Here is a 24,768-nt window from a genome sequence, read left to right as displayed (position 1 = left end):
ACCAATGATCGCACGAGTTCTACGGTCTAGAACTAGAACGTACTAGTTCGCCTCGACCTCCGCCCTTTCACTGCACTGGAGCGCACCCATGTCACTCACCGAAGCCGCAACCGTCCACTCGACGGCGCCCGCTTCCCACCCGGTACGCATCGCGTTGATCGGTGCCGGACGCATCGGCTCGAATCACGCGGAGATCGTGGCCCGCCTGGTCCCCGGGGCGTCGCTCGTCGCAGTCAGCGACCCGGTCGGCGAGTCCGCGCAGCGTCTCGCCACCACGTTGGGAGCGTCACTCGCCACCACGACCGTCGACGACGTACTCACCAGCGACGAGGTCGATGCGGTGCTGATCACCGCCCCCGCGCGGAGTCATACGGACCTGGTCGTCGCGGCCGCGGCCGCCGGCAAGCACGTGTTCGTCGAGAAGCCGATGGCGGTGACCCTCGCGGACGCCGACCGAGCCATAGCGGCGGCCGCCGACGCGGGCATCGTCCTGCAGGTCGGCTTCAATCGCCGATTCGCTCCCGGATTCGCCGCCGCCCGCGCCGCGATCGACGCGCAGAAAGTCGGGGCCCCGCAGTTGCTGCGTTCGCTGACCCGCGATCCCGGGCCGTACACCGCCGATCCGGCACGCGTTCCGCAATGGACGATCTTCCTCGAAACGCTCATTCACGACTTCGACACCCTCTGCTTCCTCAACCCGGATGCCCGCCCGGTGCGGGTGCATGCCGTGGCCGACGCCCTGGTGCGACCGGACGCCAAGGGCGCGGGCCACCTCGACACCGCAGTGGTGACGGTCCAGTTCGACAACGGCGCCATCGCCACGGCGGAGGCGAGCTTCAGTGCGCTGTACGGATACGACGTGCGCGCCGAGGTGTTCGGCTCCGGCGGCATGATCACCGCAGGCAGCGGGCTCAGCACCGACATGACGTACTACGGGCCCGACGGGATGCACGCCGACACCGCGCGCCGCGACACCGACCTCCTGCACTCCGCGTACCTGGGGGAACTGACCGCCTTCGTCGACGCGATCCGCACTCACACACCGGCCGTCGTCACAGGCCAGGACGCCCGCACCGCGCTGTCGATCGCACTCGCCGCCATCCGCAGCGTCGAGACCGGCTCCGCCGTCGACCTGGACGGGTGACACCGATGGCCACGTACACGCTCGCCGCCAGCGCCGAAATGCTCTACCTCGACCTGCCGTTCCTGGACCGCGTGCACCGCATCGCCGAACGTGGACTCCAGGTCGAGATCTGGGACTGGTCCACCAAGGACATCGACGCTCTCGCCGCCGTCGGCGCCGAATTCTCCTCGATGACGGGCTATCTGGAGGGCAACCTCACCGAAGCCGACGGCATCGAGGCCCTGCTCACCACGGCGCAGCAGTCCCTCGACGTCGCGAAACGGCTCGACTGCCCGCGGTTGAACCTGCACGGAACCGGACTCGACCACCGGGGCCTGCCCGTCCGGCCGGTCGAAACGGTCACGCCCGCAATGTGGCTCACCGCCGCCGACACTCTGCGGAAGGTCGCCGAACTCGGCGAACAGGCGGGACGGGTGTTCACGCTCGAGAACCTCAACCTCGCCGTCGATCATCCCGGTACCCCGTTCGCGACCGCGGCCGACACCCTCGCACTCGTCCGGGCGGTCGACAGCCCTCACCTACGCATGAATCTCGATCTCTATCACGCCCAGATCGGTGAGGGAAACCTCATCGAACTCATCCGAAAGGCGCTGCCCTACATCGGGGAGATCCAGGTCGCCGACGTCCCCGGACGCTGCGAACCCGGAACCGGCGAAATCCACTACCCGGCTGTCGCCGCGGCCCTCCGCGACATCGGCTACACCGGCGTCGTGGGACTCGAAGGGTGGGCGAAGAACGATCCGGACGACGCGCTCGACGCGTTCGAGGCGGCATTCGCGCACCCCTAGCCGTCCGTCCGTTCTTCACACGGGGGTCATCGTCGGCGTTCGCGCGCCGATCGGTCGCTGCTCGATCCCGTGGCCGGACAGTCGTCCGGTGTGGTGGGCCTCGATCATCCGCTGCTCCGCGCGCTGGGACCCGCGCAACGGCAGGGAGGAGGCGGCCGCGGTGTCGAGGAGCGCGCGCAATGCCGGTTGCTCGGCGGCCAGCGCTTTCCAAGTCACATTCAGGGGGGTGCCGTCCTCGACCGCCTGGTCGAGGCGGGCCGCGAGGTGATTGCTCCACCGGTGCTGAAGTGCGAGCAGGATGTTGTCGGTCGAGCCGAAAAGCTCGATCGCGCCGGGCACTTCGTCGAACCGCAACGCCTGTGCGGGGTCGGTGTGCGCCCGCGCCAGGATCTCTTCCAGTACCGCCCGGCGTGCACGGAAATCGTTCCACGACATCTCGGCCACCTCCGTAGTTTCGTTGATGGCGGCAACGCTACGGATCCGCGGCAGCGGTTTCGCCGTGCCACGGTCGCGTTCTCGTCTCCTACCGTGGGCGGAGGGGGTCTCCGCTCCGGAGAGGACGCGGTGCGGGTGGGTCTTCGCCTACGCTGGTCGTGTGCAGGTGACGGCATTTTTTCGTCGACGCGTGGCGGAGAGTGGGTACGACTACCCGCTCGCTGTGCCGGTATTCGCGCACATCGCCGTCGTGGTCATCGCCGGTGCGGCTGTCGCGCAACGCGACGGCTTCGTGCCGCCGGGGTGGGTTCTGCTGTGTGGTCTGGTCGCCGCGGTGACCCCCGTTGTGGGAGACATGATCAGGCCGGGGGTGGTGCTTCCGCGTCCGTTCCTGGCCGTCGTCGTCATCGCGGCGGCCGCACTGTTGCTTCTGCAGCAGCCCGACACGGCCTTCGACTTCGCTCCGCTCATCCTGGTGATCCTGACCGCCGAGGTCGCGGCAACGGCGTCACTGGCCGTCAGCCTCGCCACCTTGGCTGCCGCGATGGCAGTCCTGTCTGCGTTTGCACTGACGGGCCGACTCGACGGTGCGCCTTACGCTCTCGCGGGAGTCGTGCTGGGCTGGGCCTTCGGTTACCTGATGCTCACACAGTTGCGCCTCCTTCACCAGGAGCGGGCCTCGAAGGCGATTCAATCCGAGCAGGCCGCCACACGTGAGCGCCAGCGAATCGCCCGCGAGGTTCACGACGTCATCGCCCACTCGCTGAGCATCACGTTGCTGCATCTGACCGCGGCCCGTCGCGCGCTCGAGCAGGACCGCGACGTCGACGACGCGGTGGACGCGCTCTCTGACGCCGAGCGACTCGGGCGGCAGGCGATGGCCGACATTCGGCGCACCGTCGGGTTGCTCGACGCAGGTCCGTCGGGCACCCGTCCCGAGCCGGGCGTCGCCGACCTTCCCGATCTGATCGACGACTTCCGCCGTGCGGGTCTACCGGTGGCCTTCGACATGCAGGGCGACCTCTCCGCCGTGACCGGCACGGTCGGTCTCGGGATCTTCCGCATCACGCAGGAGTCGCTGGCCAACGTCGCCAAACATGCACCCGGCGCCAGTGCCGACGTGCGACTCACGATCGAGCCGGAACGCATCACCCTGGAAATCCGCAACCCGACCCGAGGTCAGGTGACCCCACCGAACGGCTCGCTCGGCTCCGGTCTGCGGGGCATGCGCGAGCGCGCCGCGCTGCTCGGTGGCACACTCCGCGCCGGCCCGGACGGCAGAGGATGGTCGGTGCACGCCGCGGTCCCATTGCCCCGAGATTCCTGTCGGCCGGCGATCCTCCGCCACATCCCGGGACTGTCGTGACGGGCCCGGAGATCAGGGTGCTGCTGGTCGACGACCAGGAACTCGTGCGGTCGGGGCTGCGCCGGATCCTGCGGCGCAAGGACGGCTTCGTGATCGTCGGCGAATGCGCCGACGGCGCGGAGGTGCCGGGCGCGGTGGCGGAGCACACTCCGGACGTCGTGCTCATGGACCTTCGGATGAAGAAGGTCGACGGCATCCGCGCGACCCGCGATCTCCGGTCGGGAGCGCAGCCACCGCCGGTGCTGGTGCTCACCACGTTCGACGATGACGAACTGCTGTCCGGGTCGCTCCGCGCGGGTGCGGCGGGTTTCATCCTCAAGGATTCGCCTGCCGAGGACCTGATTCGCGCCGTCCGCACCGTCGCCGAGGGCGGCGCCTGCCTCGACCCCGCAGTGACCGGACGCGTTCTCGCCACGTACCGCACCGTCGCGCCGTCGTCCGACGGGGGCCGGAACCACCTCACCGAGCTGACCGCGCGAGAACTCGATGTGCTCGCCCTCATCGGGCGTGGGCACAGCAACAGTGAGATCGGGCGTGAGCTGGGTATCTCGGGCGTGACCGTGAAGAGTCACGTCGGGCACATCTTCCTCAAGCTCGATCTCCGCGACCGCGCGGCCGCCATCGTGTACGCCTTCGATCACGGCATCGTCTCCCCGGGCGACGCCCGCCCGGATTAGGTTCCGACGGAGGGCTTTTCATCCCGGCATCGTTGGCGCGGTTACAGTCGAAGCGTGGGACCCGTTCACCGGGCCGGTGCGCGACCGGGGAGGGTGAGCGTAGGGGGTCGGTGTCGAAGGTACGGCTTCTCGGTATGGCCGCGGCGGTGGGTTCCACCGCGGGCGGGCTGGCGGTCTTCCCGGGTTCGGGAGTGGCAGTGGCGGAGTTGCCGTCGCAGTGCGTCCAGTCCCAGAAGGCGGTCACCTGCGCGTACACCGACAACACCGGCGAAGTGTCTCCTTCCGGAGGTGTCCACGGTGTACCGCTGAGGATTCCGGACGGCGTCTGGAAGGTGCACATCGAGGCGGTCGGCGGCCGAGGCGGTGACAGCTGTTGCCGCACGGTCTCCCGGCGGCCGGGGAGCGGTAGCCCGTGGTGACGCCTGGCTCGTTCCGGGATCGACGGTGTACGTCCGGGTCGGCGAGAACGGGCACGGCGGCGGACAGCCCGTGTTCGGATCCGACGGGTCGAGCCCGGCCAGCCTTGCCGGTGGTCCCGGATACGGCGGCAGCGCAGGAAGTTCCGGTGCGACGCTCCCGGGGCCGTCGGCGACGGGATCGGCGCCGGGGGCGGAGGTGGGGCCGGATGGGTACGGCGGCGGCGGAGGCGCCGCCGGGGGACGGATCGGTGGCACCGGCGAGGCGAACGAGCCGCCGGGCGGCGGAGGTGGCGGACTCTCCCTCGTGCCGTCGCGCGGCACGATCGGACTGTCTTCGCCGGATTCGGTGCCCTCGGTCGTCGTCACCTTCGAGCTTCCCTGAAGTTTGTCGGAGCCGCGGTCAGCCAACGGGCCAGGTGTGCGTGAGTCGAAGTCACGGCAAATAGTTTCCGCAAAGTCTTGGCTGAGTCCAGAAAAGTAAGTCATAGTGGGTGGGTGCCGTCGATGCCGGATTACGCAGCGCTGCTGCGCGGGGCTGAGCTTCGCGTGACCCGCCCGCGGGTCGCGGTGTTGGAGGCCGTGCACGCGCGTCCACATGCCGATACGGAGACGATTTTCGGAGCGGTGCGCACCGTTCTGGAAGGGGTGTCCCGGCAGGCCGTGTACGACGTGCTGCACGCAGTGACCGCTGTGGGATTGGTGCGGCGGATTCAGCCGCCCGGCTCCGTTGCTCGTTACGAGTCGCGGGTCGGAGACAATCACCACCACGTCATCTGCCGGTCGTGTGGGGCCATTGCGGACGTCGACTGTGCCGTCGGTGAGGCGCCGTGCCTGACCGCGTCCGACGACAACGGTTTCCTCGTCGAGGAGGCCGAGGTCATCTATTGGGGTCTGTGCCCCGACTGCTCGACTTCACAGACTTCTCGATCGAACCCATGACCACAGCCCAGTTTGGTCTCTCCCGGAAGGAATGTTGTGTCCGATAGCTGCCCGGTCGCTCATGAGGGAAACACTCAGAGCACCAGTGAAAGTGAAAACCCCGTAATCCCGTCTCCCACTCCGGCGGCGAACCGCCCGAGGAACAACCGCGACTGGTGGCCGAACCAGCCGGAGCTGTCGGTGTTGCACGCCCACACATCCAAGTCGAACCCGATGGGTGAGGACTTCGACTACGCCGAGGAGTTCGCCAAGCTCGACGTCGAGGCACTCAAACGCGACGTCATCGATCTGATGACGACCTCGCAGGACTGGTGGCCCGCCGACTACGGCCACTACGGCGGCCTCTTCATCCGGATGAGCTGGCACGCCGCGGGCACCTACCGCATCGCGGACGGTCGCGGCGGCGGCGGTCAGGGCGCTCAGCGGTTCGCCCCCCTCAACAGCTGGCCCGACAACGCGAACCTCGACAAGGCCCGCCGGCTGCTCTGGCCGGTGAAGCAGAAGTACGGCAAGCAGATCTCGTGGGCGGACCTCCTCGTCTTCGCAGGGAACTGTGCCCTGGAGTCGATGGGGTTCAAGACCTTCGGGTTCGGATTCGGCCGCGAGGACATCTGGGAGCCCGAGGAAATGTACTGGGGTCCCGAGGACACCTGGCTGGGCGACGAGCGCTACAGCGGCGATCGGGAACTCTCGGGTCCGCTCGGGGCCGTGCAGATGGGCCTCATCTACGTGAACCCGGAGGGGCCCAATGGCCAGCCGGATCCGCTGGCAGCCGCCCGCGACATCCGGGAGACGTTCAGCCGCATGGCGATGAACGACGTGGAGACCGCTGCGCTGATCGCAGGCGGCCACACCTTCGGCAAGACGCACGGCGCAGGCGACGCCGACCTGGTCGGTCCGGAACCGGAGGGCGCCCCGATCGAGCAGCAGGGCCTCGGCTGGAAGAGTGCCTACGGCACCGGCGTGGGCAAGGATGCGATCACCAGTGGTCTCGAGGTCGTGTGGACCCCCACACCGACGAAGTGGGACAACAGCTTCCTGGAGGTCCTGTACGGCAACGAGTGGGAGCTGACCAAGAGTCCCGCCGGTGCCTGGCAGTGGACCGCGAAGGACGGCGCAGGCGCGGGCACGATTCCCGACCCGTTCGATTCGTCGGCGGGGCGTGCTCCCACGATGCTGACCACGGACCTCTCGCTGCGCATCGACCCGGCCTACGAGAAGATCACCCGGCGTTGGCTCGACCACCCGGAGGAATTTGCCGAGGAGTTCGCCAAGGCCTGGTACAAGCTGCTGCACCGCGACATGGGACCCGTCACGCGCTACCTCGGCCCGTGGGTTCCCGAGGCGCAGCTGTGGCAGGACCCGGTCCCTGCGGTCGATCACCAGCTGATCGGTGACAGCGAGATCGCCGCGCTCAAGGGCAAGATCCTCGACTCGGGCCTGTCCATCCCGCAGCTGGTGTCCACCGCTTGGGCGTCGGCAGCCACCCACCGCAGCACCGACATGCGCGGCGGCGCCAACGGGGCGCGGATCCGGCTTGCGCCGCAGAAGGATTGGGAGATCAACAGCCCCGCCGAGCTGTCCACGATCCTGCAGACCCTCGAACAGATTCAGCAGGACTTCAACTCGTCGCAGTCCGGCGGAGTGAAGGTCTCACTCGCGGACGTGATCGTCCTGGCGGGTGCTGCGGCTGTCGAGAAGGCGGCGAAGAACGCCGGTCACGACGTCACGGTCCCGTTCACGCCGGGTCGTACCGACGCCACACAGGAGCAGACCGATGTGGAGTCGTTCGCCGTACTCGAGCCGAAGGCCGACGGGTTCCGCAACTACCTCCGGGCGGGGGAGAAGTTGCCTGCCGAGGCACTTCTGGTCGACCGGGCCTACATGTTGAACCTGACCGCTCCGGAAATGACGGTTCTCGTCGGCGGCCTGCGTGCACTGAACGCCAACTTCGGCCAGACGAAGCACGGCGTCTTCACCGACCGGCCCGAGGCGTTGACCAACGACTTCTTCGTCAACCTCCTCGACATGGGTACGGAGTGGAAGGGTGCGTCCTCGGCCGAGAACGTCTACGAGGGCACCGACCGTGTGACGGGTGCCGCCAAGTGGACCGCCACCGCCGTCGATCTCGTGTTCGGTTCGAACTCGCAATTGCGCGCTCTCGCCGAGGTGTATGCCGCCGACGACGCGCAGCAGAAGTTCGTGCAGGACTTCGTTTCTGCCTGGAACAAGGTGATGAACCTCGACCGGTTCGACCTCGACTGATCACGGTTTGATCGGCCTAGGCCGATCAAACCGTCATCTGGCCCGGCACCCGCGAGTGGATACTCACCGGGTGTCGGGCCGGATTGTGGCGTATGTCAGAGGTGTGGGAGCGCCGCGGTGAGAAAGACTGTGCCGGCGGCGATTCCGAACGCGCCGGTGAGAATGCCCAGCAGTGCTTCCAGAGACTTGGGCTCGCTTCCTTCGACGGCAGGGTGTCGGTTGGCGGCGATGCCGGCAGCGATGGCGCAGACGCCGAGAACGATGCCGAATCCGAACATCCAGAACATCACTATCGATAGTGCTCCCAGCATGACCGAGATGTCGCTCCAGTGTTCGCCCTGCAGGTGCTGTGGTCTGGTGAGCCGGGAGAATCGTGCGGGCGAACTGCCGGGATCGGGGCGGGATTGGGTCGTGGCGGTCATGGTCTTCAGGTCCTCGGTTGCGTGCTGACGCGGATCGGTGCGTGGATCGCGAACGGCGAGGGCTCTGGAACGGCATCCAGCAAAGATCGGGTCATTGAGTGGATGTCGGTGACGGGATCGTGACGCAGCACAGCAATACACCTCCCATGATCAGTCGATAGGCCTACCACCTCGGTAGACGCTCATCACTGTGCACGAGAAATTTAGCACTCGACTACCGCGAGTGCCAGAGTGGGTGGTGGTGCGCTTTCTGCACGCGGGAATCGGATTCTTCGCTACCCGGTGGTTAACGGTCGCGAAACGGTGGTCGTTCTGGCCCGGCGGTGCTAAATTTCGGTTTGCACAGTGGGCCGCGCCCGCCGCCGTGACGGGCGCGCAGGAATTCGGGAGGTGCAGTGCTGTGCGTCGAGAAGAAGGCGGATCATCGAATCAGCGTGCGCAACGTCGAGTAACGGAACTGCGTGAGGACGAGCCCATCCGGTGGCCGGACCCCAGTCCGCTCAGCAGTTGGTGGGATCGGGTCGTCTGGGGTGCGAGGGGATCGGCGACCTGACGAGTCCGTCTTCGTCCGACGCGGGGTTCAGTCGGTCGACAGTTTCTCGGCGTTACGCACCGCGGTCTCGAGATGTCTGTCCGCGGTGCTCAGGTCGAGTCGGGCGTCGCTGAGGCTGTCGATCACCTGTTCCCGCGACGCACCCTCGGTCGTGCTGTCGAGGAGGTCGAACGCGTCGGTCAACTCCTTGATGCGGTTTTCGAGTGCTTGCAGATCGAACCGCAACCGAGCGGTGCGCTCGACCAGGTCGTCGACGTCCACGGCTGCCCCTTTCGTCCCCGGACGCGCTGTCGCATCACCCTACGTCCGTCTACCCGTGGATCCGGGCGTGAAACCCCGCTGCGGGTGGTGCCTATCGGTACACCAGGCCGCCGTCGATCAGTCCCGATTGCCCGGTCATGTAGTCGGAATCCGGTCCGGCGAGATACGACACGTACGCGGCGACGTCCTCGGGCGTCTGCGCGCGACCGAGGGCGATGCCGCCGACGAACTTCTCGAACGTGGCACCCTTCGGTGCACCGGTGAGGGCCGCGAAGCGTTCGTCGATGGTGACCCACATGTCGGTGCCGACGACGCCGGGGCAGTAGGCGTTGACGGTGATGCCGTCCGACGCATACTCCTTCGCCGCGGCCTGGGTGAGTCCGCGGACCGCGAACTTGGTCGCCGAGTACACGCCGAGCATCGGGAATCCCTCGTGGCCGGCGATCGACGAGGCGTTGATGATCTTCCCGCCGTGTCCCCGCTCCCGGAACTTGGCTGCCCCGACCTGGATACCCCACAGCACGCCTTCGACGTTCACGGCGAGGATGCGTGAGACCTCCTCCGGTGTCACGTCGGCGATCGGGTTGACCTGGGCGATTCCCGCGTTGTTGACGATGATGTCGAAGCCGCCCAGTTCGCGCTCGGTCCGGTCGACAGCAGACTGCACCTGATCGCGGTCCGTCACGTCGGCGACCAGTGAGATCGCGTTCGCGCCTATCGCCCGGACCTCGTCGGCCACCGCATCGGCCCGGGCGCCGTTGACGTCGACGAGCGAGATGTCGGCGCCGTCCGACGCCAGTCGCAATGCGATCGCGCGTCCGATGCCCTGCCCCGCGCCGGTGACCAGAGCGACTTTGCCCTTGATGCTCATCCTTGACTCCTGTCGAGTGTGGTGGTCCTCACAGGTGGGCCAAGCATCCTCGACGGCGGGTGTGCAAGGGTTGCGCTCGGTTGCAGTGTGTTCCGTACGGCGCCGATTGCGTTCGCCTCCAATGGAAATGGAGGACACCGCCACTGGTTCGGCGTCCGCAATCCCGGTAGGCTCGGCCGGGTGAGTACTCCCGGTTCGGTTCGACACCGCCTTCCTGCTGTCGGCTCGGGCGTGGATCTGCCCCGGCACGCGCGACTGTTGAGTCAAGTGCACGATGCAGTGCTCTCGGGACGGCAACCGCCCGCGCAACCGCGCGACGTCGTCGGCCGGTCGTGGTCTCGGCTGCAAGCGGACGGCGTGAGTCCCGACCGTTGCGAGGACGTGGTGCGACTCGTAGTCGGGAGGGATTGACACGGCATTGATCGCGGCGCTTGACTGGAACGCAAGCTGGTGTGGCTCGCCCGATGGTGTTCCGGGAGGTTGACGTATGCGCGGCACAGGATTAGCGGGTCCGGGCCATCGACGCGGAGTAACCTCCCTTCGCAGGACCATCCCGGTACTGGCACTGGTGGGAATGTGCATTCTCTCCCTGAGTGTGACCCGAACAGCCGGCGCAGACCCAGCAGCGGACACCGTCGAGACCGGGTTCGCGATCCCCTTCGCCGGGGCGCCCGGCTACGAGAGCCTGGCACCGACGCAGGTGACCAACCCTGGGCAGCTCAACCAGCCACTCGGTCAGCAAGCGGCGGACGAGATTGCCGGCCAGGTGGGGCTCACCAGGGCTGACGCTTTGTCCGAACAGCAGTATCGCGACCTCGTCACCGGCGGCGGAGTCGGCGGCAGCCGCGACGCTGCCGAGGTGATCGATGCATGCGCCCAGATCCTCACCAATACGAACGGCCGTCCCCTGTATTCCGACGTCGCTGGCCAGTCCACGCCCTCGGTGCTGGCCAGCTACGGGCTCTACGTGAACGCCAGCGGGCTGCTGGAGAGTCCGGCCAATGCGGACGCCCCGACGAGGCAGGTGAACTCATTGATCGCTCCCGGTGGGTTCGTGGGCACCTGGTTGAGGAACAACGATGCGACGCGAACCCTGATAGCGCTGTACCGGTCGGCGTACACGGTGCAAGCGGTCTATGGCTTCGCATCGCAACAGATTTCGGGCGCGGCTCAACTGGTGACCAACACCAAGGGGGGTGTGAGTTCGGAGGTAGGCATGTCGATGGCGCCGCCGCTCTGGATTGTGAACTTCGCCCTGCTCTACGTATTGAATCCTTCCGTGGCCGCAGCGATGCCTGCCCACTGGGCTCCCATTCCGTCCGCGGTTGCCGACGCAATACACTCGAGCCCCACCGGCCAGGTTCCTTTCAGCGACTATGCGTCCTACTTCCAGTGACTCGATTCCGGAGCTCGGCGAGATGCATTGACGTCGAGATGGCCGAGTTGTTCGACCATGTAGGTCACGGCGTTGTCGATTTTGCGGCGCCAGGGCCGCGTCACCCCTTCGGGATCCTGGGCCTCGAGAGCATGGAATATCGCGGTGTCGTCGGCGACGATCTCATCGACCGAGTACGCGTATTCCAGACCGAGAATCGAGACGAACAACCGCAACTGCAGCGACAGGCGGAAGAACATCTTCTCGATTCTCGGCATGTCGGCTGCGGCAGCGAGGGCGTCCTGCCACCGGATATCGGGGTAAGTCCCTCGTCGACTCCGCGCGAATCTGACCGGCGGCACCCCGAATGCCCTCGTTCCGCATTGTTCCCACGTGACTCGCACGAGCCTGCGGGCAACGTTCTATGATGTTGCGATGACGGCAGATCCGCGCCGCGCACGGGTGGACGATGTGCATGAGTTGGCCTTGGGTATGCCCCACGTCAAGGTCGAATGTGGGCCGCGGGGCAATCCTGTCTATCAGGTCGGCGGCAAATCGTTCGTGTTCTTCCGAACGCCTCGCCCCGATGCCTTCGACCCTCGTACCGGTGAACGGTATACGGACGTGATCGTGTTCTGGGTGCCCTCCCAGTCCGACAAGCAAGCAATGGTTCAAGACCCGGCGTCGCCGTTCTTTACCACTCCACATTTCGACGGACATCCGTCGGTGCTGTTGCGGTCAAGTCGGATCGGCGATCTGACGCTGAAAGAACTGACCGAGGTGGTTCAGGATGCGTGGCTCTGTCGGGCATCGTCGGCCCGGGCTTCGGCATGGCTCGCCGCGCACCGTCTGTCGTAGTGACGGTTCTTCCCGGTTGCCGAAGATTCCCGTCACGTAGCCCGCCGGTGCACTGCACGCAGAACGCGCGGTAGTCGCGTCATCCGGCGTGGAATCGATTAATTTCGTGTCAGAACTTCCCGACGGCGTCGAGGTTGGCGAACACCTCACCGGCCATGAAGACGTTGGCACCTGCAGCCTCGTTGAGGGTCTGCGCGAAATACGGGGAGAAGCGGAACGGCCAATACGTGGGGCCGATCCCGCCACCGTGCGGCGTCATGACCGTCGGCATCATCTCACCCACGTTGTAGGTGGCGACCATCCTCTCGCCCTGGGGGACCCCGTTGATCGTCACAGTCCCGTAGGCGCCGTCCATCCGCAGCCAGATATCCTGAACCAGAACAGAGTTCCCGGTCTTGCTGACGAACCTCGGCCCGCCGGGGTAGAACACGCCCATGCATGCGTCGATATGGTTGGTCTGCGAGCCGATTGGCAGATAGAGACCGGTCTTCGCGGGCTTGGCCTCGAACGGTGCGACGCCTTCGACCGCGATCTCGTTTTCGTTCAGCAGCGCGACGATTCGCGGGGGGAAATCGAAGTTGGCATATCCGGACTGCGTGAAATATGGCAATCTCATACACTCGGCCTGAGCAGTCGGCAGGGGCGCGTGAAGAGATAACGCCAGCACCAGGAAAACCCAAGCGACCGCTCCTACAAACGCACGCAAGATACGCATCTCTGCTCCAATCTTCGGGTTTGTTCGGCGTGGCACCGGGCGGCAAGTGGCGCCAAGAAGCCACACATAGTACGGTACGCGCCCCGCGTCTGGCATCAAATCTCTATTTTTGCTGGGATTGACTTTCTCTTGGGGTAATCGTCATCGGTCCGCGGAGAAGACTGAGATGCCGCCTTCGCTGCTGGTACTCGACGTCGGGCTGTTGCCGATCACCTCGGTTTTGCGAGCAGACGCAGCAGTGTTCTTCGCGTTTCCGCAACACTGTCTCGGACGCGCGCTGGGCGCCCCGATATCCCAGTGCCGCAACGTAACCTGACGTACCGGCAACCTCGACCTCGTGCCGGGATCGCCGTGTCATGTCCGAAAGACGTAACCGATCCCCCGGACGGTGTGGATCATTCGTCCAGCGCTCGTGGCCTCGAGTTTGCCGCGCAGCGAACTGATACACACGGTCAGCACGTTCGACCGTGCGGCCACGGACACCGGCACCGCCCAGATGGTGCGGAGGAGATCTTCGCGGGAGACGATGCGCCCGACCTCCTTGGCGAGGACGACCAGAACATTGAATTCCTGTCGGCTCACATCGACCCATTGGCCGTTGGAGTAAACGGTTCTCCCGGTGACGCTGATGGTCAATGAGGGGAAGACGAGGTCCTCGATCGGTGCCCAGCGCACACGACGAAGGACAGCGCGGAACCGCGCTGCGAGTTCGGGCACGGTGCAGGGCATCACCACGTGGTCGTCGGCACCGGCATCGAGGATGGCGATGCGGTCGGCGCTGGACGCTGTGCCCGACTACATCTTGGCGTAGCGGGCCATGGCGAAGCTGTAGAGGCCATAGGTGATGATGCCGACGCCGGCGGCGATGAGGAGGGCCGCTCCGTAGGGTTGGGCGCCGACGGTTTTGAAGGCGCCGTCGAGGCCGGAGGCCTTATCGGGCTCGGATTGACTGACGGCGAGGATCACCAGCAACCCGATGGCGGCGATGGCCAGACCTTTCGCGATGTATCCGACCGTGCCCAGCCTGCGCACGAGTGGGCTGGTGGTTCCTTCCAGGTCGTCGAGGAAGCTGCGGCTGACTCCCTTGTAGACGTGGTATCCGCCGACCGCGATGATGACGAGCGCCGCGGCGACGAGGACGATCGTGCCGGCGGTGGTTTGCATCAGTCGGGCCGTGATCCCCGCACTCTGGCCGCTGCTCGACTTGCCGCTGCCGCGGGCAAATCCGAATGCGGAGAAGGCGAAAGCGAAGTAGACCACCGCCAGGGCAAAGGCCTTGAGACGATCGATGATTTCCGACTTCTTGCTGTCGGCGTCCGGACGAGACGAACTGCCGAGTGCCGCTTCGGCGAGCCGCCACAGTCCCATGATGGCGAACGCGACCACGCCCACCCACAGGGCGACGATGCCGCCCGGTTTGGCGGCCAGTTCCGTCATGGCACCGGATTGATCGGCGGTGCCGGCTGCGCCGCCGAGGGCGAGCCGGATGGCGATGTAGCCGATGATCAGGTGCACGATGCCGCTCACGACGAACCCTGCGCGGGCGAATCGTTCGAAGAAGCTGTTCTGGGCCAGCCGTCCTGCGGTGGAGGACGAGTTGTCCTGCGACGCCAGCGAAGAGGTGGCGGCGGGTGCCGGGGAAGGGGTGGTGTCAGGCATGGTGATCGTCCGATGTTGGTGGTGTCGACCGTCGGCGGGTGCGACGGTGAGTGGGCAGGGCTCGTAGGGCTGTCCGGAGCCCGATTCGGGAAGCCGGGGTCGATCCGATCGGCTCACCCGCGGTGCGGAATTTCAGTTCGGAGGCCGTCTCGGGGGCGTCGTCGACGGTCGCGCGCAGAAACCGGTCGGGCAGTGCGAGTTTGTGGATGGTGCGCAGTGTCTGCAGGTACTGCCCGGCCAGGGAGCCGGTGGTATAGGGCAGGTCATACTTCTCGCACAGTGCTTGCACCCTGGTGGAGATTTCCGCGTAGCGGTTGCTGGGGAGATCGGGGAACAGGTGATGCTCGATCTGGTAGCACAGGTTGCCGCTGAGGAACGCCATCACCGGGCCGGCCCGGAAGTTGGCCGCGCCGAGCATCTGCCGCAGATACCACTCCGGCCTCGTCTCGTTCTCGAGTTCGGCGAGGGTGAACTTCTCGGCGCCGTCGGGGAAGTGCCCGCAGAAGATCACCACGTACGCCCATACGTTCCGCAGCAGATTCGCGGTCACGTTCGCCGACAGTGTTCGCCGCCACCGCCGCCCGCTGAGGGCGGGAAAAAGCAAGTAGTCCTTGCCTGTCTGGCGGGCGAACTTCCCGATCAGTGCTCGCCGGTGGGCGGATTTCTCGGCGGCGGTGCCGGCCCGGGTCTGTTCGGAATACAGGTCGTGGAGGGCGATGCCCCATTCGAACAGAGCCGCCAGCAGCAGGTTTCGCAGCGGTTGCAGTAGGTGTTCGGGCTTCCACGGCTGGTCGCGGGTGATCCGGAGGACACCGTAGCCGAGGTCCTCGTCCATTCCGACGACGTTGCTGAACACGTGGTGGCGGTAGTTGTGGGAGTAGCGCCACTGCGACGACAGGCCGGCCATGTCCCATTCCCAGGTGGTGGAGTGGATTTCCGGGTCGTTCATCCAGTCCCATTGGCCGTGGGAGACGTTGTGGCCGATCTCCATGTTCTCCACGCTTTTGGCCACACCGAGTGCTGTCGTCCCGAGGACCCAGCCCGCCGGTCCTCTGCTGCCGTAGATCACCAGCCGTGCAGCGGCATCCAGTAGTCGCTGGAGGCCGATGGTGCGGCGGATGTAGGCGGCGTCGGCATCGCCGAGCGACTCGGTGACGTCCCGGCGGATGCTGGTGAGTTCGTCGCTGAGTGCCTCGACGTCCGCGTCGGTGAGGTGTGCGTATTCCTTGATATCGGAGATGGCCATGGTGTGCTCCAGGTTCCGGGCGAGCCCCTGTGCGGAACCTGGGTGGTGCCCCGTCCGGTGCGGCCTCAGGGGTCGGGTCAGTAGTAGTGGCGTCGGCCGGCGACCGCGTGGCCCATTGACCCCATGATCACCAGGACCACGCCGATGACGATGAGCGCGACCCCGACGTACAGGAGGATGGGAATGCCGGCGACCGCGCCGATGATGGCGAGGATGATTCCGAGAATGATCATGAGCACAACCTGATTTCGGGACAGAGAGCGGGTATTGGGGGTATCGGACGGTGTGAGCGGGTCAGTGTTTGAAGGTGTGCTTGATCTTCTGCCCTGCCTGCTTGAGCTTGTCGCCGGTTTGCTTGGCGTTGCCCTTGGCCTGCTCTGCACTGCCTTCGGCTTCCATGCGTTCGTTCCCGAGGGCCTTGCCGACGGTCTTCTTGGTGGCGCCCTCCGCGGTTTCGGTCTTGTGCCGAAGCTTCTTCACGATGCTCATGGCGGTACTCCTTCTCTCTCGGGTGATCGGCCGGGCGAGTGCGGCGGCCGATGTCAGTGGGGGACCGGTGCCGGGGTGTCCTCAGCGTGCGACGTCGTGAGTGGCCGCTGTACTGGTTGTTCGGTGGCCGAACGGGTGCCGCCAGTCCCGTCGCCCATCTCGCTGGTCGCGGCTTGTCCCGTGCGGTGTCCTGTCGACGGTGTCCGGGTTCGCGGCGACCCTGCCGCGCTGTTCGGCGAGGCGGTCCCGGTCCTGGTATGCATCCGCTGTTTCGCGGCGCGATTCGGTCAGGTCGCGGCGGGCGATGCGGCCGCGCCGGGAGGTGCGCCGGGCACCGGCCAGGAGCAGCCCGAGTCCGATGAGCCCTACCGCGCCGACGACGATGCCGTAGAGGAACAGGGTGCCGGTGGAGCCGGTGACGTGATAGCCGAATACGGCGAACCCGTCGGTCAAGGCGTGACCGTCGCCGCTGTTGCTCAGCACGCCGGTGAGTCCGACGATCACAGCGGCGAGAAGGACGACGAGTCCGAAGATGATGATCATGGTGGCCTCCAGGGCCTACGTTGTAGTACCCAGTCAACGCCGCATTGCCCAACTTGTCAACGGTGTAGATCTACGCTCTAGGCCTACGATGGGGACTACGATTTAGGCCTACAGTAAATAGTGAAATGGAAAGGAGCCTCGGATGGCGAAGGTGCCCGCTCCTCGCACGGCCGACCCAGACGGCGAGGGTTCTGAACCGGCAGCGCTGACCAGGGAGTTGATTCTCTCGCGCGCGCTCGGGATCATCGACCGCGACGGCATCGACGGGCTCACGATGCGTCGCCTCGGCAAGGCCCTCGACCGGGATCCGATGACCTTGTACCGGCACGCGCCGAACAAGGCAGCGCTCCTCGACGGCATCGCCGAAACCGTCCTCGAGCAACTCGTCGTCGACACCGAGGACGGTGAATGGGTGACCCAACTACGCACGGTCGCCCGGAGGTTCCACCGTCTGGCGCTCGATCATCCCCACGTGGTCCCGTTGCTGGTCACCCGGCCCCTGGCGACGCCCCTCGGACTGAAACCGCTGGGAACACTGCGCCCGCTCGAGAACATCCTGAGCTTGCTCACCCGGGCCGGATTCACCGGCGCCGACGCCCTGCACGTCTACCGGGCGTTGTTCGGTTTCCTCCACGGTCACGTCCTCAACGAACTACAGGAACTAGTCGAGCGACCCGACGAAACCGACGCGCTGCTACGACTCGGGCTTCACCGGCTACCGATCGGCGAGTTCCCCCTGGTGCGCGGCCTGGCGCCGGTTCTGGCCGCCTACGACGGTGCCGCCGAACTCGAGCGCGGCCTCGACATCCTCTTCTCCGGCCTGACCGCAACACTGCCCTCGACAGCTCAGCCGCTTCGGTGAGCTGAACCCAGGAGACGGAGGACACCCTTCCTCCCTGCCAATTCCTCGGTTGTGTGGCGAGAACTTCTACCCTCCCGGCGGACTCATGCCGCGCCGGGACCGCACCCACGTGAGAAGATCGGGCAGGGCAGAGACGGATAGGCGCGGTGCCCCGACACTCGTTTCTCCACCACTATCGGCTCTCCACAGTGGCGAACGTCGACGCTGCGATAGGGGCGCCGCCGGCACCGTTTCCGAGTTACGTGAATCCAGCTTCGAGCGCCTCGGTGGGCGGTGTCGGGACGTTCTGCTGGTTGAACAACGAGACGGGAGGACACAGTGTCGCCACGCAAGCTCGACTCCGTGATCCTGCACCACGATGTCCTCAGGTTCGTCGACGTCGGAGCGGGACCGCCGGTGGTGCTCGTGCACGGCCTGCTCGGCTCCCATGAATCCTGGGCACCGCAGATCTGAAGGCTCGCCAAGAAGCATCGCGTGGTGGCACCCGACCTGTTCGGGCACGGCCAATCCGACAAACCCTCCGGTGACTACTCCCTCAGTGCCCACGCGGCCACCCTCCGCGACCTGCTGGATCATCTCGGGATTTCCTCCGCCGCGTTCGTGGGCCATTCCCTCGGCGGCGGCATCGTCATGCAGCTGACCTACCTGTTTCCCGAGCGAGTCGACCGTCTGTGTCTGGTGAGCAGCGGCGGCCTCGGCCGCGAGGTGAGTTTATTCCTCAAGGCGGCCACTTTGCCTGGCAGCGAACTGGTCCTGCCCGTCTTGGCCTCCGACTGGCTTCGGCGCAACACCGAGAGCATTTTGAAACACTTGGGCCGGCTCGGGTTTCCTGTGCAGCCCAGTCGCAGCGCCACCGAAACCTGGCGATCCCTCGAGACCGTGTCCGACAAGTCTTCGCGAGCCGCGTTTCTCGCCTCCACCCGCGCCGTCGTGGAACTGCGCGGACAGACGGTCAGCGCCAAGCAACACTTCTCGAAGTTCGAGTCGCTTCCCTCGCTGCTGGTATGGGGTGGCCGAGACAAAATGATCCCCGCCTCACATGCCGAGAACCTGCGCCGAGTCGTGCCCCACAGTCGCGTCGAGATCTTTCCCCACGCAGGTCACTTCCCTCAACTCGACGAACCGGAATTATTCTTCCGCGTACTCGACGAATTCCTCGATTCTGCTTCAAAAACCCCCGGTGACACCGGCGCGGGACGGCGTCGCACAACGGCGGGAAAATCCGCGTGAAACCGGAATCACCGCGTCCAACGCCAGAACGCAGCGCCCGAGTCGGATCGCAGGCCCAATGGGTGAACTCAACAGGCTCTAACACGTGAACACCCTATGGATGGATGGAGGGGTGTTCACCTATGGCGAGCAACAGTGCTGGCCTTGGTTCTCCGCGAACTGACTGGGCGGTAATCACGCGCAAGAGGGGCATCTAATCACAACTGATTCCGCTTTGCTGCGGGCACGTTCGCGCACTACCGGCGAAATGGTGGTGATGGGTACAGATCATGCTGGTGGGCGGGCACCGGAGGATCTGCCGACCTCCGCCGGCGAGGAGTCCGTAGGTCGCTGCCAGTCTGTGGGATGACTGCTGTAAAAAAACATTTCCGCAGCATCTTCCGAAAAACAGCAGGGAGCACACTTTTCGCTCAGCAGAACGCTGTCGGTGCGACTCGAGGTGCTGTTTCGCGCAGGTAAAGGTCGGAAGCGGCCTGTCCAGGTCTGCGTTGGGCGCCCTCCGACGGGCCGCGGAAACAGCACAGTCGGCGATTGCGAAGTTGATCTTGTGCGGACACTGATTCTGATCGGAACGGCCCTCGGGCTCGGGGCGGGCCTGGTGTACCGGGTTGTTCGCCTGGTGGCTGTCCTACCCGGTGCACTTCTACGTGGGCAGCTACGAACCGCTCGGCGCCGGGGACACCACTGGGCGCATGGAATCGGTGGACCCGATCCCGTTCCTACCATCGAGGGCCTGGGCACCGTCCGCAACACGACGATCGTCAAGTAGGGGTGCACCCGGTGGGTTTTAACGATCTTCCCCTGGCCGAGCGGTTGCTGATCGCCCGCCGCGGCACCGCGTACTTCGCGCAACGCCTCGCCGAACTGTCCGACGAGCAGCTGTCCGAGCCGACCGGGTTGGCGGGGTGGTCGCGGCGACACCTGCTCGCGCACGTCGGCTACAACGCGGCCGCGTTGTGCCGGCTGCTGGACTGGGCGGCCACCGGGATCGAGACCCCGATGTATGCCTCGCCGGAGCAGCGGGGCCGGGAGATCGCCGAGGGCGCCACCCTGCCGGCGGCGGCGCTACGGAACCTGTTCGACCACACCGTCGCCCGCCTCGACGAGAAGTGGCGTCACCTGCCCGCCTCGGCGTGGGAGGCGCAGGTCCGCACCGCGCAGGGCCGTCTGGTGCCGGTGTCGGAGACGGCGTGGATGCGCACCCGGGAGGTGTGGATTCATGCGGTCGACCTCGGCAACGGCGGCCGGTTCGGCGACTTCCCCGACGTGGTCCTCGAGTCGCTGCTCACCGACATCGTCGGAATGTGGCAAAGGAAGGACCTCGGCGCCGGCCTCGTGCTCACGGTCGACGGAGGTGAACCGGTTGCGGTGCAGGAGATTCGGCACCGACGACGAAGGTGTCCGGTCCCCTCGCCGCGGTCGTGCGGTGGGCCGCAGGGCGCGGAGCCGTCGGGGGGGAACGTCGAGGGAGACGCCCAGGAGCCGCCGAGGTGGTTGTAAACGAGATATCCGGGTCTACTCGCTTTGCCGCGGAACCAAGCAGTGCCTTGTCTGTATTGCGGAACGCCACGTAGAAGCGAACTCTTCGCCACGTCGCCAAACTGGGCGTTCCGGACTGTTCCGGGCAGGTGTAGCGGTCACAGCGAAGCGGTAGACGGTTCCAGGCAGCGCCGGTTGTGTATCGACCGGTTTCCCGTTCGGTTGCTTTACCTAGCCGTTTGCCTCCACGGTTATCTTCGTACCGGACGGGCCGCACCGCCGCCGCCGTCACCGCCGAAGAATTCGCCCAAGACGCCGCAGTTGCTGCAAACGGGCGTGGTAGTTGAAGTGAGTCGTTCGAGTGCGGTGACCCCGCACCGGTTTTGGCGTCGGGCTCGCGAATCCGGGTATCGCACTGTCCACCGCGGTGGCAGGTGGCCAGCCACGGCCGGCCTGCCACCGAGTGGTTGTAAGTGCTCAAGTCAAGGCTGCGGAACTGCGCCAGAGCGGTGCGACGGTCTCGGCGTTGCTGAACATCTGTGTGGCGACCGCGCGCAATGCGGCGGCGAACTCGCGGGGTCGCTCCATGAACGGCAGGTGGTAGCCGGGGAATTCCGCCCATGGTAGGCCCAGTTGCTCGGCGATGATGATCGAGGGGAGGAAGTAGTTGCAGCCGCGGTCTTCACTGCCTGCGGCCATCACGATGGGTACTCCTGCCGCGCCCAGCGCGCCCCAGTCGGGTGTGTAGTCACCAAACGCAGCGAACTCGTTGGTGAACAGGTGCGTGACGTTGCCGAGGAACCGTTCATGCACGTCGGTGGGCCACGGATACGTGCCTTCTCCACGGACCGACTGTACGAAGCGCGCTCCGGCCGCCATGACACCGTGTTGTTCGGCGACGGCGAGAATTTCGGCGAAGAATCCGCGGTCGGGGTCACTGTCGGGGAGCACGCCGAGGATGGGCGGTTCATGCGCGATTAGTCCTTGCACCGAGGCTGGAAAGGCTGCGGTCAGTTCCAGTCCGATGATGGCTCCGCCGCTGTTTCCGAATACGAGTGCGCGGCCACCAGCGAGTTCATCGATGAGGGCCTTGGCATCCCGGGCTTGTTCACGCATCGACGTTTTTGTATCTCGGCGTCCTGTGCTTCGCGAATTGCCTCGGCGATCGTAGCTGATGACGGTGAACGAATTTTCCAAGATCCTGGCCGACTCCGAGTAGTAGCCTGCGTCGCCGCCGGCACCACTGATCATGAGCAGAGCGGGTCCTTGTCCGCGGATTTCGTAATATAGCTCGGCGCCGTCCACGTGCACTGTTCCGTTGAGCATTGTGATGACCTTCTTCAAATGATCCCGCCGCATCTATTTGCTAAGGGGCGGGTGGATGACAAGTTAAGTATCCGCTTCTCGCGCGGAACGGATGCTTAGCCCAGGTAGACGGACTTCAGCTGCTGGTAGTTGCCGAGCGCTTCGGGGCCGAGTTCGCGGCCGATGCCGCTGGCCTTGACTCCGCCGAAGGGGGCGCTGGGCTCGGGTAGATAGGTGTTGACGCCGATGGTGCCGGTCTGCACCCGCTTCGCCAGCGCCAGCCCGCGGTCGGGGTCGTTGGTCCACACCGTTCCGCCGAGTCCGTAGTCGGAGTCGTTCGCGATGCGGACGGCCTCGTCGTCGTCGGCGTACGGAATCACCGATAGCACCGGGCCGAAGATCTCCTCCTGGGCGATGGTGTGGTTGTTGTCGACGTCGGCGAAGATCGTCGGTTCGACGAACCACCCGGTGTCGCGGTCGGCGGGCCTGCCGCCGCCGATGGTGACGCGGGCGCCGTCGCCGCGGCCCTTGGCGATGTACCGCTCGACGCGTTCGCGCTGCGCGGCGGTGGCCATCGGACCGATCTGGGTGGTGTCGTCCAGGGCATCACCGACTTTCAGGGCGCCCGCGAAGTCGGTGAACAGGTCCACGATCTCGGCGTAACGCGAGCGCGGGGCGAGCACCCGGGTGCCGAGGAAGCAGGTCTGCCCGTTGTTGAGAAGTGTTGCCGTGAACAGTTTCTCGGCTACCGTCTGCAGGTCGAGGTCGGCGTCGTCCAGCACGATGGCCGCGGACTTGCCGCCCAGTTCCAGAGTGACGGGCCGCAGCAGCCGGCCGCAGACCTCGCCGATGGACCGGCCGGCCGCGGTGGAACCGGTGAAGCTGATCTTGTCCACTCCCGGATGTGCCACCAGGTACGCGCCGACCTCGCGGCCACCGGGCACGATGTTGACCACTCCGGCCGGGATTCCGGCCTCGGCGACGGCCTCGGCGAAGACAAAGGCGTCGAGCACGGTTTCCGGAGACGGCTTGATCACCAGCGTGCACCCGGCGGCCATCGCGGGGGCGTACTTGAACGCGGCGAGGGTCTGCGGGAAGTTCCATGGCACGATCGCCCCGACCACGCCGAGCGGTTCACGGCGGACCAGGGTGTTGCCGCCGAACAGTCCGGGGCGGGTCGCTTCGGTGGCGGTGTCCCGGGCCAGTCCGGCGTAGTAGCGCAGGAGGATGACCGGGAAGGCACCCTCGAGTTGGCGTGCCACCGCGACCGGCATCCCGTTCTGCGCGCTCACTCGCTGGACGACGTCCTCGGCGCGGCGTTCAAGGACATCGGCGAGGCGTTCCATCGCGGTCGCACGGTCGGCCGGGGCCCAGTGCGCCCACCCGGCCGGGTCGTCGAATGCACGTCGGGCGGCCGCGACGGCGGCGTCGACGTCGGCTTCCTGCGCTTCTGGTACCGAACCGATCGGCTGCTCCGTGCTCGCCGAGATCGCCGTGATCGTTGCGCTCGTGCTGGGTGCAACCCAGTCGCCGCCGATGAACAGAGAGGCGTAATGCAATTCCATGGAAGTTCCCTTGGTACGTAGTCGAGAGAAGATCAGAAGGTGATGACGCCGCGGAGATTTCGGCCGTCACGCATGTCCTGGTAGCCGGTATTGATCTCGTCGAGTTTGTAGCTGCGGCTGGCCAGTTCGTCGAGCTTGAGGTGTCCGCTGCGGTACAGGCCCAGCAGCTTGGGAATGTGCAGGCGCGGATTCGCCGTCCCGAACAGCGACCCGACGACCCGCTTCTCCATCAGCACGAGGTCCAACGCACTCATCGTCACGGTCTCTTCGGTGGCGCGGTGCAGGTTGGTCACGACCACGGTGCCGCGTTTGGCGGTCATCGCCAGGCTGGCACCGATCTGCTCGCCGTCGCCTACTCCGGTGGTGTTGACCACCACGTTGGCGCCGCGGCCGTACGTGAGGTCGGTGACCAAGGCATGTGCTTCCTCGCTGGTGGCGACTGCGTGGGTGGCTCCGAACTCGAGAGCCTTGTTCCGTTTGAACTCGACCGGATCAACGGCGACGACGTACTGTGATCCGCTCAGGGCCGCGCCCTGGACGGCATTGATACCGATGCCTCCGACACCCACGACCACCGACGTGTCGCCGGGCTGAACACCACCGGCGAAGACGGCCGATCCCCAACCGGTGACCACACCGCAGCCGAGCAGGCAGGCCTTGTCCAGCGCGATGTCGTCGTCGATCTTGATGCAGTTGGCCTCACTTACGACGGTGTGCTGGGCGAACGTACCCAGCAAACACATCAGTCCCAGGTCCTGTCCGCGGGCGTGGTGCCTCGCGGTATGGTCGGAGATCTGGGTGCCGTCGCCGAGGTACTGGCCCAGTTCGCAGAGATTCTGCATGCCGGCCGAGCACGCGGCGCAACGTCCGCACGCGGGGATGAACCCGAAGATCACTCGGTCGCCCGCAGTCAAGCCTTCGACACCCGGGCCGACCTCCACGACAGTGCCGGCGCCTTCGTGCCCACCGATCATCGGCAACGGCCACGGCAGGTCGCCGGTGAGGACGTGTTCGTCGGAGTGGCACAGCCCGCTGCCGCCCATTTCGACGAGTACTTCGCCGTGCCGGGGTGGATCAAGGTCGATCTCCTCGACGGTCCACGGTCCGCCGCGTTCCCACAAGATCGCCGCCTGAGTCTTCACCATGATCTCCTCTCAAGTAGCGAACATCACACCGAGTTCGCTTCTACGACGAGCATCACAGTTGGTCGGTGTCATTGCGTGTTCCATTTGTGGACACGCCACCTCGGCGGAGTCATGGAAACCTGATGGAATCGCCCGGAATGACAGAGTTGCTTTACGA

Annotated in this window: 26 protein-coding genes and 3 pseudogenes; 14 read left to right on the top strand and 15 right to left on the bottom strand. The window is 65.9% G+C overall.

All coding sequences use genetic code 11. The features are described from left to right. Positions 1-88: 88 nt before the first annotated feature. The gene (locus tag JVH1_RS09955; RefSeq protein WP_009478300.1) at positions 89-1,144 is read left to right on the top strand and encodes a Gfo/Idh/MocA family oxidoreductase; all 1,056 of its coding nucleotides are present in this window, start codon (positions 89-91) and stop codon (positions 1,142-1,144) included. A gap of 5 nt (positions 1,145-1,149) precedes the next feature. After that, complete coding sequence (locus JVH1_RS09950) at positions 1,150-1,932, top strand: TIM barrel protein (protein ID WP_009478301.1); 783 nt, start codon at positions 1,150-1,152, stop codon at positions 1,930-1,932. Positions 1,933-1,947: 15 nt separating this feature from the next. On the opposite strand, the gene JVH1_RS09945 is transcribed toward JVH1_RS09950, so the two are convergent. Continuing rightward, positions 1,948-2,376, bottom strand: a complete 429-nt coding sequence (locus tag JVH1_RS09945) for a hypothetical protein (protein WP_043781209.1) — start codon at positions 2,374-2,376, stop codon at positions 1,948-1,950. Positions 2,377-2,392: 16 nt separating this feature from the next. On the opposite strand from JVH1_RS09945, the gene JVH1_RS09940 reads away from it, so the two are divergent. The 6 genes from JVH1_RS09940 to katG all read left to right on the top strand — a co-directional run bounded on the left by JVH1_RS09940 (position 2,393) and on the right by katG (position 8,033). Then, complete coding sequence (locus tag JVH1_RS09940; RefSeq protein WP_043781211.1) at positions 2,393-3,733, top strand: histidine kinase; 1,341 nt, start codon at positions 2,393-2,395, stop codon at positions 3,731-3,733. Between the two features lie 17 nt (positions 3,734-3,750). Further along, positions 3,751-4,410: a response regulator transcription factor gene (locus JVH1_RS09935; protein WP_009478304.1), complete on the top strand. Its 660-nt coding sequence runs from the start codon at positions 3,751-3,753 to the stop codon at positions 4,408-4,410. Between the two features lie 110 nt (positions 4,411-4,520). After that, the gene (locus JVH1_RS09930) at positions 4,521-4,829 is read left to right on the top strand and encodes a hypothetical protein (RefSeq protein WP_009478305.1); all 309 of its coding nucleotides are present in this window, start codon (positions 4,521-4,523) and stop codon (positions 4,827-4,829) included. A gap of 25 nt (positions 4,830-4,854) precedes the next feature. Next, on the top strand, positions 4,855-5,211 hold the full coding sequence (locus JVH1_RS09925; protein WP_009478306.1) for a hypothetical protein: 357 nt from the start codon (positions 4,855-4,857) through the stop codon (positions 5,209-5,211). 113 nt (positions 5,212-5,324) lie between these two features. Next, positions 5,325-5,768, top strand: a complete 444-nt coding sequence (locus JVH1_RS09920) for a Fur family transcriptional regulator (protein ID WP_043781216.1) — start codon at positions 5,325-5,327, stop codon at positions 5,766-5,768. Between the two features lie 36 nt (positions 5,769-5,804). Continuing rightward, a complete protein-coding gene (gene katG, locus JVH1_RS09915) occupies positions 5,805-8,033 on the top strand; it encodes a catalase/peroxidase HPI (protein WP_043781218.1) in 2,229 nt (742 codons plus the stop codon). A gap of 95 nt (positions 8,034-8,128) precedes the next feature. Here katG and JVH1_RS09910 read toward each other — a convergent pair whose 3' ends face one another. From JVH1_RS09910 to JVH1_RS09900, 3 genes are all read right to left on the bottom strand, one after another. Continuing rightward, positions 8,129-8,455, bottom strand: a complete 327-nt coding sequence (locus JVH1_RS09910) for a hypothetical protein (protein ID WP_009478310.1) — start codon at positions 8,453-8,455, stop codon at positions 8,129-8,131. Positions 8,456-9,035: 580 nt separating this feature from the next. Continuing rightward, the gene (locus JVH1_RS09905; RefSeq protein ID WP_009478313.1) at positions 9,036-9,269 is read right to left on the bottom strand and encodes a hypothetical protein; all 234 of its coding nucleotides are present in this window, start codon (positions 9,267-9,269) and stop codon (positions 9,036-9,038) included. 91 nt (positions 9,270-9,360) lie between these two features. Next, the gene (locus JVH1_RS09900) at positions 9,361-10,140 is read right to left on the bottom strand and encodes an acetoin reductase (RefSeq protein ID WP_009478314.1); all 780 of its coding nucleotides are present in this window, start codon (positions 10,138-10,140) and stop codon (positions 9,361-9,363) included. Between the two features lie 180 nt (positions 10,141-10,320). On the opposite strand from JVH1_RS09900, the pseudogene JVH1_RS09895 reads away from it, so the two are divergent. After that, positions 10,321-10,524 (top strand): annotated as a pseudogene (locus JVH1_RS09895) (transcriptional regulator); the annotation flags it as partial. Positions 10,525-10,627: 103 nt separating this feature from the next. Next, the gene (locus JVH1_RS09890) at positions 10,628-11,536 is read left to right on the top strand and encodes a hypothetical protein (RefSeq protein ID WP_043781223.1); all 909 of its coding nucleotides are present in this window, start codon (positions 10,628-10,630) and stop codon (positions 11,534-11,536) included. Here the strand turns inward: JVH1_RS09890 and JVH1_RS09885 are convergent. After that, the gene (locus tag JVH1_RS09885; RefSeq protein WP_043781225.1) at positions 11,524-11,793 is read right to left on the bottom strand and encodes a hypothetical protein; all 270 of its coding nucleotides are present in this window, start codon (positions 11,791-11,793) and stop codon (positions 11,524-11,526) included. The two genes, JVH1_RS09890 and JVH1_RS09885, sit on opposite strands and share 13 nt — an antisense overlap. 157 nt (positions 11,794-11,950) lie before the next feature. Here JVH1_RS09885 and JVH1_RS09880 point away from each other — a divergent pair, with 157 nt between their 5' ends. Continuing rightward, positions 11,951-12,373 (top strand): MmcQ/YjbR family DNA-binding protein, encoded by a 423-nt coding sequence (locus JVH1_RS09880; protein ID WP_043781227.1) that lies wholly within the window; start codon positions 11,951-11,953, stop codon positions 12,371-12,373. 109 nt (positions 12,374-12,482) lie between these two features. Here the strand turns inward: JVH1_RS09880 and JVH1_RS09875 are convergent, their stop codons facing one another. From JVH1_RS09875 to JVH1_RS09845, 7 genes are all read right to left on the bottom strand, one after another. Then, positions 12,483-13,088: a hypothetical protein gene (locus JVH1_RS09875; RefSeq protein ID WP_011597479.1), complete on the bottom strand. Its 606-nt coding sequence runs from the start codon at positions 13,086-13,088 to the stop codon at positions 12,483-12,485. A 354-nt stretch (positions 13,089-13,442) separates the two neighbouring features. Beyond that, a complete protein-coding gene (locus tag JVH1_RS09870) occupies positions 13,443-13,817 on the bottom strand; it encodes a winged helix-turn-helix domain-containing protein (protein ID WP_371112973.1) in 375 nt (124 codons plus the stop codon). A 66-nt stretch (positions 13,818-13,883) separates the two neighbouring features. Beyond that, the gene (locus tag JVH1_RS09865) at positions 13,884-14,747 is read right to left on the bottom strand and encodes a DUF1206 domain-containing protein (protein WP_009478321.1); all 864 of its coding nucleotides are present in this window, start codon (positions 14,745-14,747) and stop codon (positions 13,884-13,886) included. Further along, positions 14,740-15,993 (bottom strand): acyl-CoA desaturase, encoded by a 1,254-nt coding sequence (locus JVH1_RS09860; RefSeq protein WP_009478322.1) that lies wholly within the window; start codon positions 15,991-15,993, stop codon positions 14,740-14,742. The genes JVH1_RS09865 and JVH1_RS09860 overlap by 8 nt, the downstream gene beginning before the upstream one ends. 77 nt (positions 15,994-16,070) lie before the next feature. After that, positions 16,071-16,226: a DUF6131 family protein gene (locus tag JVH1_RS09855; RefSeq protein ID WP_009478323.1), complete on the bottom strand. Its 156-nt coding sequence runs from the start codon at positions 16,224-16,226 to the stop codon at positions 16,071-16,073. 61 nt (positions 16,227-16,287) lie between these two features. Next, positions 16,288-16,482, bottom strand: a complete 195-nt coding sequence (locus JVH1_RS09850) for a CsbD family protein (RefSeq protein ID WP_009478324.1) — start codon at positions 16,480-16,482, stop codon at positions 16,288-16,290. An 81-nt stretch (positions 16,483-16,563) separates the two neighbouring features. Next, positions 16,564-17,025, bottom strand: a complete 462-nt coding sequence (locus JVH1_RS09845; protein WP_009478325.1) for a hypothetical protein — start codon at positions 17,023-17,025, stop codon at positions 16,564-16,566. Between the two features lie 142 nt (positions 17,026-17,167). Here JVH1_RS09845 and JVH1_RS09840 point away from each other — a divergent pair, with 142 nt between their 5' ends. The 3 genes and pseudogenes from JVH1_RS09840 to JVH1_RS09830 all read left to right on the top strand — a co-directional run bounded on the left by JVH1_RS09840 (position 17,168) and on the right by JVH1_RS09830 (position 20,617). Further along, complete coding sequence (locus tag JVH1_RS09840; protein WP_009478326.1) at positions 17,168-17,887, top strand: TetR/AcrR family transcriptional regulator C-terminal domain-containing protein; 720 nt, start codon at positions 17,168-17,170, stop codon at positions 17,885-17,887. A 318-nt stretch (positions 17,888-18,205) separates the two neighbouring features. Further along, positions 18,206-19,117 (top strand): annotated as a pseudogene (locus tag JVH1_RS09835) (alpha/beta fold hydrolase). A 780-nt stretch (positions 19,118-19,897) separates the two neighbouring features. Next, positions 19,898-20,617, top strand: a pseudogene (locus JVH1_RS09830) (maleylpyruvate isomerase family mycothiol-dependent enzyme). Positions 20,618-21,073: 456 nt separating this feature from the next. Here the strand turns inward: JVH1_RS09830 and JVH1_RS09825 are convergent. The 3 genes from JVH1_RS09825 to JVH1_RS09815 all read right to left on the bottom strand — a co-directional run bounded on the left by JVH1_RS09825 (position 21,074) and on the right by JVH1_RS09815 (position 24,608). Next, the gene (locus JVH1_RS09825; protein WP_202803496.1) at positions 21,074-21,940 is read right to left on the bottom strand and encodes an alpha/beta fold hydrolase; all 867 of its coding nucleotides are present in this window, start codon (positions 21,938-21,940) and stop codon (positions 21,074-21,076) included. 77 nt (positions 21,941-22,017) lie between these two features. Beyond that, a complete protein-coding gene (locus JVH1_RS09820; RefSeq protein WP_009478332.1) occupies positions 22,018-23,466 on the bottom strand; it encodes an aldehyde dehydrogenase in 1,449 nt (482 codons plus the stop codon). 32 nt (positions 23,467-23,498) lie between these two features. Beyond that, positions 23,499-24,608: an NDMA-dependent alcohol dehydrogenase gene (locus tag JVH1_RS09815; protein ID WP_009478333.1), complete on the bottom strand. Its 1,110-nt coding sequence runs from the start codon at positions 24,606-24,608 to the stop codon at positions 23,499-23,501. Positions 24,609-24,768 lie beyond the last annotated feature (160 nt).

Source organism: Rhodococcus sp. JVH1 (assembly GCF_000280725.2).
In the GTDB taxonomy this organism is placed as follows: domain Bacteria; phylum Actinomycetota; class Actinomycetes; order Mycobacteriales; family Mycobacteriaceae; genus Rhodococcus_F; species Rhodococcus_F jostii_A.
Note: the sequence above shows the minus strand (reverse complement) of the source record. Positions and strands in the feature narration are given on the sequence as shown.

Coding starts and splice junctions, on each gene's coding strand:
- JVH1_RS09955 (WP_009478300.1), top strand. CDS start 89: ATGTCACTCACCGAAGCCGCAACCGTCCACTCGACGGCGCCCGCTTCC.
- JVH1_RS09950 (WP_009478301.1), top strand. CDS start 1,150: ATGGCCACGTACACGCTCGCCGCCAGCGCCGAAATGCTCTACCTCGAC.
- JVH1_RS09940 (WP_043781211.1), top strand. CDS start 2,393: ATGGCGGCAACGCTACGGATCCGCGGCAGCGGTTTCGCCGTGCCACGG.
- JVH1_RS09910 (WP_009478310.1), bottom strand. CDS start 8,455: ATGACCGCCACGACCCAATCCCGCCCCGATCCCGGCAGTTCGCCCGCA.
- JVH1_RS09900 (WP_009478314.1), bottom strand. CDS start 10,140: ATGAGCATCAAGGGCAAAGTCGCTCTGGTCACCGGCGCGGGGCAGGGC.
- JVH1_RS09890 (WP_043781223.1), top strand. CDS start 10,628: ATGCGCGGCACAGGATTAGCGGGTCCGGGCCATCGACGCGGAGTAACC.
- JVH1_RS09885 (WP_043781225.1), bottom strand. CDS start 11,793: ATGCCGAGAATCGAGAAGATGTTCTTCCGCCTGTCGCTGCAGTTGCGG.
- JVH1_RS09880 (WP_043781227.1), top strand. CDS start 11,951: ATGACGGCAGATCCGCGCCGCGCACGGGTGGACGATGTGCATGAGTTG.
- JVH1_RS09875 (WP_011597479.1), bottom strand. CDS start 13,088: ATGCGTATCTTGCGTGCGTTTGTAGGAGCGGTCGCTTGGGTTTTCCTG.
- JVH1_RS09870 (WP_371112973.1), bottom strand. CDS start 13,817: ATGCCCTGCACCGTGCCCGAACTCGCAGCGCGGTTCCGCGCTGTCCTT.
- JVH1_RS09865 (WP_009478321.1), bottom strand. CDS start 14,747: ATGCCTGACACCACCCCTTCCCCGGCACCCGCCGCCACCTCTTCGCTG.
- JVH1_RS09860 (WP_009478322.1), bottom strand. CDS start 15,993: ATGGCCATCTCCGATATCAAGGAATACGCACACCTCACCGACGCGGAC.
- JVH1_RS09855 (WP_009478323.1), bottom strand. CDS start 16,226: ATGATCATTCTCGGAATCATCCTCGCCATCATCGGCGCGGTCGCCGGC.
- JVH1_RS09850 (WP_009478324.1), bottom strand. CDS start 16,482: ATGAGCATCGTGAAGAAGCTTCGGCACAAGACCGAAACCGCGGAGGGC.
- JVH1_RS09845 (WP_009478325.1), bottom strand. CDS start 17,025: ATGATCATCATCTTCGGACTCGTCGTCCTTCTCGCCGCTGTGATCGTC.
- JVH1_RS09840 (WP_009478326.1), top strand. CDS start 17,168: ATGGCGAAGGTGCCCGCTCCTCGCACGGCCGACCCAGACGGCGAGGGT.
- JVH1_RS09820 (WP_009478332.1), bottom strand. CDS start 23,466: ATGGAATTGCATTACGCCTCTCTGTTCATCGGCGGCGACTGGGTTGCA.